This window comes from Kribbella sp. NPDC048928, assembly GCF_043197975.1.
In the GTDB taxonomy this organism is placed as follows: domain Bacteria; phylum Actinomycetota; class Actinomycetes; order Propionibacteriales; family Kribbellaceae; genus Kribbella.
This window is the reverse complement of the sequence record NZ_JBICUC010000014.1, coordinates 68,303-80,874: the sequence shown is the minus strand read 5'-3', so window position 1 is coordinate 80,874 and position 12,572 is coordinate 68,303. Positions and strand designations below refer to the sequence as shown.

Genomic DNA, 12,572 nt, shown 5'->3' with positions numbered 1-12,572 from the left:
AAACCAGACGTTGGACTCGACGGTCGCCCGCGTGGTCAGGTCCGCTCGGCGCGCGATCTCCGTCAGCGACCGTGGTCGCCGAGCTCACGACCCATGTCCTGTGCGGCCCGGCCCTTGCGGGCCGCCGGTTGCCGGCCGCGTCTGGCCGCCGCCGACGGCGGCAGCGCGTTGCTGACGTCGTCGAGCATCCGCGCCTCGACCGCTTCGGGTTCGGCCCCGGCGGCCCGCAGCGAGTGCTCGGTCCCGGTACGCCGCTCACGGGTGTCGTACGCGACCGGCCCGTCCTGCACGCCGGCCGCGGTGTCGGCCTGCTTGAGGTGCCTGTAGGTGCGGATCACGTTCTCCTCGGCGTACCGCTGGCCGCCGGTCACGGCGGCGTTCTCGACGTCGACCTTCAGCGCCTCCGCGGCCATCGGCGCCTGTTCCGACAGCCATGCCATGGCTTCGTCGTACGTCACCGCCTCCTCGTCCCGCGGCCGCGACGATGTCGCCGCTCCGGTGGCAGCGTCGGTGGAGATGTCGTTGCCGATGCGCTGGTCGCGGTCGGTGTCGGCTTGCTCGAACAGTTGGTCGACGCGCTCGAAGTCTCCTGCCGCCCGGTCGGCCGCAGCGCGATCGGCTGCTTCGGCGGCCGCGAGTTTGGCCTCGGCCAGGGGCACGTCGACCTGCACCGGCCGGTCACTGTCCTGGTCCTGGTTTTGGCCCTGTTCTGTCTCGGCGTTCTGCTGGGCCTGCTGGGCAACGTGCTGCTCGTACAGGATCCGGCGGCGCGCCTCGATCGCCTCGGTCTGAGCGGCGTACTGCTCGGCCTGCAACCGCGGCAGGCCTTCGGCCGCCGCGGTTTGGGCGGCGGTCAGACGCTCCTCCTCGGCGGAGGCCTCGACCAGGCGCTGACCGAGCTGCTCGTGCAGTTCGGGGTCGGCCTCTGCCAGGAACCGTTGTGCGTCCAGGTAGGACACGTGCCGTTCGTCGGGCGTCATCTCGTCGACGGCTTTGCCGGCCGCGGAAGCCCGCAGCGTTTCGGCGCGGCGTGCGTCTCTGGCCACGGCGGCGATGTCGACTCCCCACCGCTGCTGGACCTCTTCGCGCATCCGCTCCGCTGCGGCCGCGGCGACACGGTCGAACGGCTCGAATCCGGCGGCGAGCTCGTACGTCGCACCGATCCGTTCCGGACTCGCCCGCCGCCACCAGTCCTCGCGCATCACCGGCTGCACCTGGGCGCGCATGGCCGCGATCTCGGCGTCATGCCGGCGCTGGAATTCTGCCCGCCGTACGGAGGCCTCGGCCTCCAGGACCCGGGCGCGGCGCTCGAGGCGCCGCATGATCTCCTCGACCACGAGCGAAGCCTGCGCGACCGACAACTGCACGATCGCGGTGAACTCCTCGGTGATGCCGTCGCTGTGCTGGTCCATGAGGGGTGTCAGTCTCCGATCTGTGCATCTGCGCCGCCGTCCCCGGATGGGGTCGATGTACCGGCCCGCTGGCCGGACTGTTCCGTCTTGGCTGTCTTGGTCGTCCTGGTCGTACTGCCCGGCTCGGGCAGCGGGTTCGGCAGAGGTGAACTGGTGGCCTTGTCCGGCGTGCCGGCGCTGGCCGCGCGCAGCGTGTCGAGCGCGGCCGCGACATCCGGATCCGCACTCGAGGCGGTACCCGGCGCGGCAGCCGGATCGGCAGCAGCGGTGCTGTCGGTGACGTGGGGGGCGTTGCCGTCGCGGACCAGTTTGTCGATCCGCCACGTCATCACCTGCACGACGGACGCGGCGGTGTCGAGCTCGTACATGTCGATCGCGGCGCGGATCGTCGCGGCCGCGTCGAACCCGCCGTCGGCCAGGTCGACGATGCGTTGCCGTAGCGCCGGCCACGCCGGATCCGCGCGCCAGGTGGCCGCCTCCGGCTCACCGACGACCGCAACCACGGCCGCACTCGCCGCGGTCGCACCGTCGAGCTGCAGAGCCGGTGTGGTGATGCCCGCGGAATCACCCTCTGCCCCGATCCCGCCTGCCGTACCCGGTCGCGGCGCGGCGCCGTCACGGACCAGCTTGTCGATCCGCCACGTCATCACCTCGACGACCGAGACCGCACTGGACAGCTCGTACATGTCCCGCGCAGCCCGGATCGTCGCGACCGGATCGAAGCCCTGCTCGGCCAGGTCGGCGACGCGTCGCTGCAGCGCCGGCCACGCCGGATCCACGCGCCACCGGGCCGCCTCGGCTTCACCGACCGCAGCAACCACCGCGACGTCGGCAGCAGCCTCCTGCTCGGCCGTCACAGCCGTCGCAGATGTCACGTCAACGGCCGGTTCGCCGTACAGCGGCGAGGACGCTGCAGCGATCTCCAGGACCTGCGCGAGCTGGCCGCGGGCGGCGGACTCCAGCACGAGCGCCTGTTTCAGGTCGGCCCGTGCGACGTGCATGTCGTGGATCGCCTTCATGGTGTTCGCCAGCTGCCGCAGCAGCACCAGCTGGCCCGCGATCCCGGGGGCGGCGGCGTGCAGGATGATCCGCGCGGCCGCGGTCAGCGCGACCGGCTGGGTGTGCTTCGGCCGCGGCAACCGGTAGTGCATCTGCGCCGAGCGGACCAGCGCGTCCGACGTCGCCGCGAGCGGTCCCGGCTCCGGCTCGGTCCGCCGTGACAAGACCGCGAAAACACCGGCGGTCTGACGCGCGACGACCGCCCAGCCGTGCCGGTCGTCGACCGGCACCGACCGCAGGTACTCCCGCAGCCGGCCGACCTCGTCGGCCTGCTTCTCCCAGACCTTGGGCGGCACGACCCGGCGGTCCGCAACGAACGCCTTCCTCGGCCGGCGGCCGCGCTTGGCAGCGGTCCATTCTGCGGCCGCTTCGGCCGCGAGCTCGGGCGTCGACGGCCACAGCTCCCGCAGCCTGGGCAGCGCCAGGTCTTTCGCGAGGCGCCCGCCCGCGTAGTACAGCGGCCGCTCACCCTTGACCGGTTTCAGTGCGGCCGAATAGCCGACCACGACGTCGCCGCGGCCGTCGGCGAACCGGGCCCGCAGCAACAGGCCCTCGCGGCGGCAGGCCCGCACGAACTCGGCCTCGTTCGCCGCGCCGGCCGCGCAGGCCCGGATGGTCCGGGCGATCGTCAGCCGCTCCGGTTCCGGCCTGCCGAGCCGCGCTGCGCGCTGCTGCTCGGCCGGCTTCACCCCCGGCATCCCTGCGCCCGTCTCGCGCGAAACCAGCACCCGCAGCCCGTACTTGTGCTCGAGCTCGTTGCACAACTTCTGTGCCCGCGGCTGGTCCTGGTGCGTCGACACCTTCGTGCCGTCCTCACGCACAAGCGACGCCGCGATGTGGATGTGGTCGCCGCCGCTCGTGGTCAGGCCGTGATGGATCGCGGCCCACCGCGCCGGCGACTTCCCCGACCCGGCCGCGGTGAACTGCATGCCGTCCATGAAGTCGCCCGCGATCGCGTTCCACTGCTCGTCACTCAACGGGCCCTCGCCCGGTTCCAGTGCCAGCGAGCAGTGCCACACGTGCGCCAGTTTCCGGCCGATCTCGACCCCGGCTGCGTCCCGCTTCGGGGCCGTGATCTCGACGCCGTACTTGCGGCGCGGCTTGTCCAGGTACCCGGCGATCGCCAGCGCCGAATCACGGTTCAGCTCGGCGTCGTCGTACCACGACATCAAGAACCCGTCGCCGCCGACCAGGTGCGGCTCGGTGTGCTCGTTCGCCCGGCCCGGGCCGCACAAGTACACGAGCAGGCCGGACATGCGGCTGCCCTTCACGATGTTCGGCATCACCGGGCACCACCGCCCTGCGATCGGCCCGGCATCCCGAGCTCGTCGACGGCCAGGTCCAGGCGCTTCATCAACCGCAGCATCTGCAGCAGCACCGGCCGGGCCGCTTCCGGGAACTCGTCCTCGATGTTCGCCTTCCGCGCCAGCTGGTTCACGTTGTTCGCCACGTTCCCCAGCAACCGCTGCAGCCCGAACAACGTCTCGAGCAGCTCGCGCCGATCAGTCGCCGTCTCCTGATCGGTCAGCGCCGACTCCACCAGCAGCCGCGCCACTGACACCTTCAACCGGCGCGCCTTCAACTGCAACGCCGCATCCTGCTCCGGCGTCAACGTCACCTTCCGCGACTTCGAACGCCCCGGCGCGTTCGGCTGTCGCCGGCGCCGCACGGAACGCGAAGCGTTCCCCGACCCGGACGGCGACGGCGAAGACTGCGACGAAGACGACGACGGAACGGTCACGTCGGTCACTCCCCTTCGTCGTTCCAGCCCAGCGCAGCGCCCCGTCGTACGGCGGAACCAGACCCCAGTCTGTCCAGACCCCAGGGCACCTGTCGACAGGTGCCCTCATTTATGGGGTCATAAAGCTATAGCTTGCTCGGTCTCGGACTCGATTTCTTCAGGAAGGTGCAGCGTTCACGCTGGGTGGCCGTGCGTTGACTCCGGCAACCTCTAAGGTGTCCGGCATGACGCAACTACGTGAGGATCTGTTCGCGAACGCGAAGCGGCTCGCGGCAGCGAAAGAGGAAGCCCTCGGCGCCCTCGTCGACGCGACCGAAACGATCGCGGACCTGAACGACCAGCTGACTGCGGCGCAGGCGCACTGGGGCCAGAAATTGCAGGCCGCGAAGAAGGCCGGCTACACCGACCAGGAGCTGACGACGATCGGCTTCGACCTGACCGGCGGCACCCCGAAGCCCGGCCGCGGCAGCGGCCGGCGCAACACCAAGAAAGACAACAGCACGACTCCGGCGGCATCCGGGTCTGCTGCGCCGGCGTCCTCGCCGGTGACTGGCTCTACCACCTGATTGGGAGCGGCCTTCGGTCGCGCTGTAACCGGCACCTTCGGTGCCGGGTGGTGACCTGGCTAGCAGACCGCCCCCTCCACGCAAGCCCCTCCACGAAAACTTCTCGACGCGCGAGCGCCCGGGCAAACAGCGCCCGGGCGCTCACTTATTTCGCCGAGAACTTTTCCCTCCGGAGCTTGCGCGGAGCCTCTAGGCGGCCCGCCAGGCGGCCGTTACCGGCAGGCACACAACGCCTGCCGCTACCTCAAACGGCCACCACGAAGCGGGAGTCCGCACATGCTCACCCGAACCAGGCTCGCCCAGTACGCACTCGACGCGAAGAACGACGGCGCCACCCATCTCATCATCGCCCGCCGGCCCACCACCGCCCTCGAGCTCGACCCCGACAACAACGCCCCGGACACCCCCGCCAACCGGCGGGCACCACACCGCGACAGCGACCACTACGCCGTGCCGGTGTACCCGGGACGCGTGCCGGCCGACGTCATCCCCGAACTCCCCCGCCCGGTGTACTGCATCGCGCTGCAAGACCCCAACCTGTCCCTGCGCGACCAGCTCGCCGAACACCAGCCCTGGCACACCGACCCCGCCCCCGGCCTCACCGCCGAACAACTCGCACAACTTCCCGCGCCCGACCCGGCAACCCGCCGCGACCACGTGCCGTTCCCGCACGGTGCCGTCGCGGACGCCGACACCCGCGCCGCACTGAAACTGCTCACCCTGGCCACCGTCACCCCGCCCAGCGAGGCCGCACGGCCGGTGCGGCTCGTCACCGTCGAGGAACTCGAAGCGGCCAGAACCAACCTCGTCCAGACCCGGGCCCAGGCGTTCTCCACCCGCAACGTCGGCGCCGACTTCACCTACTACGAAGGCGCCCGCAAGTACCTCACCGAACTCACCCGGGCGGCGTACGAACAGGGCCGGATCGGCCCCTACAACGTGCACCGCATCACCGGTCTCCACCGCGAGGACACGGACCCGGCCAAGCCGGCCCCCGGGACCGCCTCGCGCCCGTCGCGCAGTACGCCGCTCGGCGAACCTGCAGTAATTGGCTACTGATCAGGACAGCCGCCAGGCACCAGCCAACCCAGCGGGACCACCACGCGACAGCACCGCGGGCGAGGGCTCGATGCCCGAGGACGCGGCACACGCCACGCACTGTGGACAACCCGCCCGCCTCGCGGCCTGCGATACGGTGGAGACACCAAGAAGGGCCGGGACATTACGGGTGTCCCGGCCCTTCGGCTTTGTCTAACCTCAGCCGCCGATCAGCAGATCAGCCAGCCGTCACGCGACCTGCTCAGCCTCTTCCGGCGACTCGCCCTCGCCATCCTGGTCGTCGGCGTCCTGGTCGTCGGCGTCCTGGTCGTCTCCGGTTTCCTCGCCCGGCTGCTCGGCGACCTGCGCGCCGGTCTCCAGATCGGCGTCGAGTCCGGTCGGGAGCCCGGCCGCCTGCAGTTCGACCGGGCACGCTCCGTAGCCCTGGCTGACGATGAACCGCAGGTAGTCCCGCTGCGCACACCCCACCTGCTTGCGGTGGTCGTCCTTGCGCCACGACTGCCGGTTGAGAGCCTTCTCGTTGCCCGCCAGCACCACACCCAGCAGCAGCACCAGGCGGCGCTTGTCGCTGGCCTGGTCGGCCGCCTTCCGCAACCCCAGCGCCGTAGCGCCGAACCAATGGTTGTCGACGTACTCGCCGGTGCCGACAGGATCGATGCCGAGCAGATCCGCCGCGAGCGGGTGCCCGTCGCGGAACGCATCGGCGACCGCGTAATGCGCGGTCAGCAGTTCACGCGTCAGGAACTCCACCGCCCCGGCGGGCATCGTCTTGCGCTGGAGGAAGCCCGACACCCATTCACGCCGAACGGTGACCGCCGCGTCCCACTCCTTGTTACCCGCGATGACCGCCGCCCGCGCCACGCGCTTCTGCTCCCGCACCTGCTCGGCGTCCAGCGTCGGCGCAGCGAACCCCTCACCATCCCCGCTACCGGTGCTGCCGGTGTCTTGGTTCCAGGTCCGGCGCGAGTGCAGGCCCGCCTGGTCACACACCGGGATGCTCCGCCAGACGTAGTCGTCCTGGACCTCGCCCCGCAACTCCTCGGGGATGTCGTCGTCGTCTTCGAAGACCCGCCCGTCCGGCGCGACCCACACCATCGCCTGGTCGACCCGCACGGCGTGCCCAGGGCACGACAGGTGCGCTTCCTGGTCCAGCGGTACACCGTCGGCGTCGGCCAGGTACTCGAGATACTGCAGCGACCCGACCGAACCGGGCACGGTCTGAACGACCCGCAGCCCCTGCGTCTCCAGATCCTCGACGTACGCGGCCTTGGCCGCCTTGTCCTTGTCGGCCTGCCGGTAGTGAGCCGCCAGGTGCTCCAGGCTGCCGCTGTTCCGCGCCCGCCACACCAACGATTCGACCCGCTCCGGGTCATCGGCGAACTCGGCCACAATCGCGGCCTGCATGATGTCCAGGTCGTACTCGTCCAGCGCGGCGCTCGCCGCCTCCGACCCAGCCACCGCCTTCGCGGCCTTCACCTGCGGCCGCGACATCCGCAGCCGCTTCCCGATCTTGGTGTCGCTCAGCCCCTTGATGCTCAGCTGCACCGCGACCGCCGCATCCTCGCTCGGCTTCATCAACCGCCGGTACTTGTTCTCCGAGTACTGCGCCACGATCCGATCGACCTCGTCCTCGGTCGTGGTCCCCTCATCCCCCACCACGATCACCGGAATCTGTGCGCCCGCCTCGATCGCGCACACCGTCCGGTGCGCACCGCGCCGGACCTTGATCCGGCCCTCGGCAGTCCGGACCGCCGTGACCGGCTCCAGCACCCCGACATCGCGGATGCTCGCGACCATGGCCGGATCCGGCCGGACCTCCCAGATGTTCTCGCCCAGCACCAACTCGGCCGGGTCCATCCACTCCACAACCAACGCCGTCCCGGTCGTGTTCTCTGCAGTTCGCTCGGCGGTTTGCTCTGTGCTGACATCAACCATCGAACCTGCTCCACCTCTGCCAGGTGGCGGGCCGCCGGACCATGGTGCCCGACCGTTTTCCGCCCCCTCCTGGCAAGCGGAATCCGGGCCCGTAAGCGGCTGGAGGTCCACTGCCGGTACCGGCCGGTTCGGCGACAGCTTCACCGGAATCAGGGAGCCCGCGACCGCCGGTGAAGCTGTTGACGGGAGGCCGGGCGCCGCAGGCGAGACAGTTGACCGCAAGACGTGTCGGGCCATGATGAAGTGCCAGGAGGGGGCGAAACAACGCTCTTCACAGCGCCGACGCAGTCGGCTCGTTGATGCGGCCGCAGGCCGGCCGGATCATGTCCCTCAGCTCGCGCTGCCCCGCACTCCCTGTGCTTCGCCGGCATCTCTTCAACGACCAGAACGGCCCCGACCAGTTGGGTCAGGGCCGTCGTGCTCAAAGTCTGGCTACTTGTTCGGTACACCGGACTTGCCGTCGGGAGCTGGCTTCCACTTGGCGTGGTCGACGAGCTCGAGTGGGACAACCCGGTACGTCGTATTCTTGCCCTGGTTCTGGTCGATCTGCCGCCAGGTCGCTGCGTCCTGCTCGGCGGCTTCGGGGTTGGTGTAGGCGGTAGTTGTGAAGGTCGTTCCCGGAGTGTTCGGCTCGTTGATCGTGAGGACGTACACCGTCTGGTTGCTCACTGCTGGTCTCCTGTCTGGTCGGTGTCGACTTCGTACTTGTTGGCCTCGGGGTTTCCATGCACTGGCGTGTGCGTGCAGGTAGAGACGACCTCGGCGAAGTCCAAGGCCTACCGGCGACCCAATCCGGTCCAGGGCTCGTGGGGGCGAGCTCCAGGAGCAGGCGTCGACGGCGGGCTTGGTAGTGCGCGGGGACGACCAAGCCGCGATCATGGGCGGTCATCGACCGTTCTCTTTCCTCGCGCATGTGCGGGTGATGGTTTGGGCGGCGTCTCGGTCGTTGCGGGTGATCGCCAGCTGGTAGGTGTTGGCGACCTCGAGGTAGCGCAGGACGTAGGTGCAGCGGTAGCCGGCCGCGATCGGCATCCACTCCCCCGGCCCCTTGTCACCTTTCGAGGCGTTGGTCGCGCCGTCGACGGCGAGCAGGTTGGCGGCCTGGTCGTTGGCGAAGTCGGTGCGCCGTTGGGCCGTCCACTTCGCGGCGCCCAGGTCCCAGGCCCGTGCAAGTGGGTAGATGTGGTCGATCTGGACCTTCGAGGCCTGCTGCTTGGTGAACGCGATCCGCCGACCGGTGTAGGGGTCGTTCAGCGTCCCGGATTCCACCACGCAACGGGATCCGGAGCGCAGCCGGACGTCGGTCAGCTGACGGGCGAGGATGTCGTCGCGAGTTCCGCAGCCGTTGTGGCCGCCCAGGCCGTTGTGCTGGTCGGTCCAGCGCTTCCCGAACCGGTCGCGGGCGTAGCCGGGCACATGCGGGCGTTCAGCAACGACTTTGGCCCGGGCCAGCTCGGCACGGATCGCCCGCGCTGTGTCGGAGGCCCCGCTCGGCATGGTCGACGTCGTCGCAACCGTGGGACGCACGGACGGCGAGGCCGTGGCTCCCGGCCGGGCGCCGGCGGCCGGGTAGGTGCACCCGGCTGCCAGGACCGCCGCAGCAACCGCGGCTGCTGTTGCCAGGACCGGGCGTCTCACCACCTGCTCCTTTACTGCCACAGCGCACGGTGCCCTTCTCGGTCGCATGGATCGGCTGACCGCACGATCATTCGTTGGGGCACGGTCATGATGCGCATCGGGTCGCCTCTTCCTGATCGTGCGCCGGGTCGACGGCGTCGTTGTCCGAGGTTTGGATCGCAGAGTCCATGGCTTCGGCGTACTCGTCGAGCCAGTCGGCGACCTCTTCGTGCTCGTAGCGGCCGTCCCGGGTCGCGCTGTCCCTCGCCAGCTGCCGCTGGGCAGCAACTGCTTCGCGGATCGCCTCGGCTTTGATGGTGTGCTCATCGCGGCACATGTCAGCCAGCAGAGTGCAGACCGGCCAGGGTGAACAGATCGAACCGGTCGATCACCTGGCGGCGGGCGAGCGGCGCAGTCAGCGCGGCCAGCACCTGGTCGACGTCGCGCGGTGCGGCGTGCAGCTGGTCGAACTCGGTTACGTCGAGGCCTTCGAGCCGATCGGTGCGCAGCGTGACGCTCCGGTCGGTCAGGTAGCGGGTTCCATCAAGGTCGACGGTCCACAGCCAGCCGCGATGCCCCGGCCTTCGATGACCGAACACTCTGCGGCCATCGATGCGGTGCTCTTGAGGGACAAGGTCGGGGAGCTGGATCACAGCTCCATAGGTGTCGTGCATGATGGAGGTGCTCCTACCTGTAGCGGGTGGGTGTTTGGCGGCCGGACCTGGGGCCTAATCCGTGGTCCGGCCGTCGTCTTTTTCTGCGTCAGCCTTCTGCCTGTTCGCGTGCCTTGGCTGCTTCGCGCGCTGTGACTGCCTCACGTAGCAGCACGACCAATTCCTTGTTGAGAGATCGTTCGTCGGCATTGGCGTGTTCTTTCACCGTTGCGTGCAGATCGTCAGGCAGGCGAAGCGTCAGGGATGCCATGCCACCATTATGCAACCAAAATGGTGGCACCGACAATCGTTCGATGCCCACGGGCCTGCGGTCGACCTTCGCGGACCTGGCCTCCCCGAGCCGCCTTGAGCTCAGGTGTCAGCGCCGTCAGGTCACGCGGCTCGGCTCGTTTCAGCCGCAACGACGGTGGCGGCCGCGGTCTCGGCCGCTGCAATCACCTGGCGGGCGAGCGTGTGTGCACCGCGGCCGGCCCGCCGGGGGTACGGGCCGTACTTGTGTGTCCGGGTCAACCCCGGTACCGCGATGACGAGCTGTGCTGGGTCCTGCCGACGGCGCCAGCGCTGGCTCAGGATCCGGCGTTTGTCTTTGCCCGGAGTCTTCAGCCAGTCGACGTGTTCGAGCCACCACGACCACAGTTCACGCTCGAAGTGGTAGCTGCGTTCCCGCTCAGCCAGGACTCCCCGTACACCGAGCAGGCCGGCGACTTCATCTCGGCGGTCGGGCTCGGTTGCTGCTGTCCCCAGGTTCGGGTCCCAGTGCCACATGCCCAGTTCGTGGAGTTCGTGGACCTGACGAGTGACGCGGGGTTCGGCGTACCCGGTCTTGGCCGTCAGCTCAGCCAGGTCTGTTCCTTCAGCTAGTTGTGCCCAGATTGCTCCGGCGTCGTGCCCTAGGCCTTGGGGCGTGAAGACGTCGTGAGCCTGGAGCGCGATGTGGCTTTGGAGACGGGCGAGGAGTTCGGTACGCAGGGTGAGGGCTAGGTGCGGGGGGCGCGGGTCCGCTTGTGCCTGGGGTATTTGGTTATCTGTGGAAACACTGTCCCGCCCGTCGACTGAATCTGAGCTAGGAGCCTCAGCGACGCAGGGGATGGCGACCGCCCAGGCGGCTGCCTTAGGCCCTGTAGCGGTGGCGGTCTGGTTGATCCAGCCGTCGTGACTGAGCCGTTCGAGGGCCCGCCGTACGGTCTCTCGGCCGAGTCCGCACAGCATCGCGAGGCGTCGCTGGTCGGCCTCTACAGCCGGGGCGACGGCTTGGAGGTGGAGGATGCAGAGCTGGTCGAAGACCAGGCGGTCGGTAGCGCCGCCTGATTGGCTCCAACGGCCTGGTGCAGCGTCCGCGCGGTGCTGTGCCGCCTCGATACCGGATGCGAGCGCGGCCGCGCGTTCAACGAACTCTCCGTCGTCGTTGTTCGAGCCCGTGCCGGCGGCTTCGATGTGGGCGACCGCACGTGCCCATTGCCGGGTCAGTACGGCTTCGGTCTCGCCGTCAGTCCGCGGGATTCGTGTCGTGCTGCCTGGGGTCTTGAGGACTGTCGTTCGGAGATGTTCGAGGCCGGGGGCTCGCGTGGTGAGGAGGGTTCGTACGTCCGCGAGTGTCCAGTGCGCTCGGGCGGCGCCGAGCAGGATGCTCCACAGGACGCCGTTTCCGTCGACGGGGCCTTCGACGACCTGCTGCAGCGCCTGGCGCGATCCCTGCGGGAGCGGTCTCTTCGGGCCCGGCAGGTGCGGGTGTCCGGCGGCATCGCACGCGACCATGCGGACGGTGGCGTCACGGCTGACGGGGGGCAGTGCGGTCGCGATGGTCTGGGTCAGCGCCTCGAGCTGCTCGGAGGTCGCGGTTGCGGTGAGGAATGTGTTCAGGTCGCCGTCCAGCAGCTTGGATCGACCTCCGGAGCGGTGCGGCGCTCCAGGGGGCCGTAGTGCCCCGGTGGCCGGGTTGGTCAGCGGAGTGATGTCCAGGGTCGGTAGCTGGTAGCGCAGGCCGTGGGCGAGCTGCTTGATGAGGCCAGCTGGTGCCGGGGACGTCGGGCGGACCCAGACGTGGCGGCCGCCGCTCGGTCCGGATTCAGCTACGAGGTAGGAGATGCCAGCTGAGTCGAGCAGGCCGAGCAGAACGTCCAGATCGCGCGTCACGTCGCCGCGGTTGGCGTCGAGGTCGAAGCCGAGTACGGCGAAGCTGTCGCCGCTACGGGAACCGAGCTGGACGGCGTACGGGCCGTGCGGTTCGGGTCCGTCGATCGGGGCCAGGGTCGGGTAGCTGTTTTGGTAGTTCCCGGTCACGTCCGCGATTGCGACTCGGACGTGGGTCCGCGCGGAGACGATGGTTGCGAACTTCCAAGCGAGCGAATCGGCGCCGGTCACCGCCCTCTCCTGGCGAGGGTGATCACGGTGGAGAGCCTGGGACGGAGAGTGACCGCGACCGTGCGCGATGCTGCGATCGGTGCGGTGTCAGGTACGACACGCCGGACCGCGACGGTGGGGGTTGTGGTGCTGCCGGGGAAGGCAGCTA

At 69.4% G+C, this 12,572-nt stretch carries 12 protein-coding genes; 2 read left to right on the top strand and 10 right to left on the bottom strand.

Annotated features, from left to right (window positions below; all coding sequences use genetic code 11):
- Positions 1-62 precede the first annotated feature (62 nt).
- The 3 genes from ACGFI6_RS40580 to ACGFI6_RS40570 are packed head-to-tail and all read right to left on the bottom strand — an operon-like array spanning position 63 to position 4,140.
- A complete protein-coding gene (locus ACGFI6_RS40580) occupies positions 63-1,412 on the bottom strand; it encodes a hypothetical protein (protein WP_393128041.1) in 1,350 nt (449 codons plus the stop codon).
- 8 nt (positions 1,413-1,420) lie between these two features.
- Positions 1,421-3,754: a relaxase/mobilization nuclease domain-containing protein gene (locus ACGFI6_RS40575; protein WP_393128040.1), complete on the bottom strand. Its 2,334-nt coding sequence runs from the start codon at positions 3,752-3,754 to the stop codon at positions 1,421-1,423.
- Positions 3,754-4,140, bottom strand: coding sequence for a plasmid mobilization protein (locus ACGFI6_RS40570; RefSeq protein ID WP_393128039.1), 387 nt, complete (start codon positions 4,138-4,140; stop codon positions 3,754-3,756). The genes ACGFI6_RS40575 and ACGFI6_RS40570 overlap by 1 nt, the downstream gene beginning before the upstream one ends.
- A 296-nt stretch (positions 4,141-4,436) precedes the next feature.
- Here ACGFI6_RS40570 and ACGFI6_RS40565 point away from each other — a divergent pair, with 296 nt between their 5' ends.
- Together ACGFI6_RS40565 and ACGFI6_RS40560 are read left to right on the top strand one after the other, a co-directional pair.
- Positions 4,437-4,778: a hypothetical protein gene (locus ACGFI6_RS40565; protein WP_393128038.1), complete on the top strand. Its 342-nt coding sequence runs from the start codon at positions 4,437-4,439 to the stop codon at positions 4,776-4,778.
- A gap of 276 nt (positions 4,779-5,054) precedes the next feature.
- Entirely contained in the window at positions 5,055-5,837 is a 783-nt protein-coding gene (locus tag ACGFI6_RS40560; protein WP_393128037.1) for a hypothetical protein, read from the top strand.
- Positions 5,838-6,065: 228 nt separating this feature from the next.
- Here the strand turns inward: ACGFI6_RS40560 and ACGFI6_RS40555 are convergent, their stop codons facing one another.
- The 7 genes from ACGFI6_RS40555 to ACGFI6_RS40525 form a co-directional block, all read right to left on the bottom strand.
- Positions 6,066-7,772 carry a ParB/RepB/Spo0J family partition protein gene (locus tag ACGFI6_RS40555; protein ID WP_393128036.1) on the bottom strand — a complete coding sequence of 569 codons (1,707 nt, stop codon included), beginning with the start codon at positions 7,770-7,772 and terminating at the stop codon, positions 6,066-6,068.
- A 432-nt stretch (positions 7,773-8,204) separates the two neighbouring features.
- Positions 8,205-8,441, bottom strand: a complete 237-nt coding sequence (locus tag ACGFI6_RS40550; RefSeq protein WP_393128035.1) for a hypothetical protein — start codon at positions 8,439-8,441, stop codon at positions 8,205-8,207.
- Between the two features lie 216 nt (positions 8,442-8,657).
- Positions 8,658-9,410: an HNH endonuclease family protein gene (locus ACGFI6_RS40545; RefSeq protein ID WP_393128034.1), complete on the bottom strand. Its 753-nt coding sequence runs from the start codon at positions 9,408-9,410 to the stop codon at positions 8,658-8,660.
- 85 nt (positions 9,411-9,495) lie between these two features.
- On the bottom strand, positions 9,496-9,726 hold the full coding sequence (locus ACGFI6_RS40540; RefSeq protein WP_393128033.1) for a hypothetical protein: 231 nt from the start codon (positions 9,724-9,726) through the stop codon (positions 9,496-9,498).
- Between the two features lies 1 nt (position 9,727).
- Entirely contained in the window at positions 9,728-10,063 is a 336-nt protein-coding gene (locus tag ACGFI6_RS40535; protein ID WP_393128032.1) for a hypothetical protein, read from the bottom strand.
- 88 nt (positions 10,064-10,151) lie between these two features.
- A complete protein-coding gene (locus tag ACGFI6_RS40530; RefSeq protein WP_393128031.1) occupies positions 10,152-10,313 on the bottom strand; it encodes an Arc family DNA-binding protein in 162 nt (53 codons plus the stop codon).
- A gap of 122 nt (positions 10,314-10,435) precedes the next feature.
- Positions 10,436-12,424 carry a hypothetical protein gene (locus ACGFI6_RS40525; RefSeq protein ID WP_393128030.1) on the bottom strand — a complete coding sequence of 663 codons (1,989 nt, stop codon included), beginning with the start codon at positions 12,422-12,424 and terminating at the stop codon, positions 10,436-10,438.
- Between the last annotated feature and the right edge of the window lie 148 nt (positions 12,425-12,572).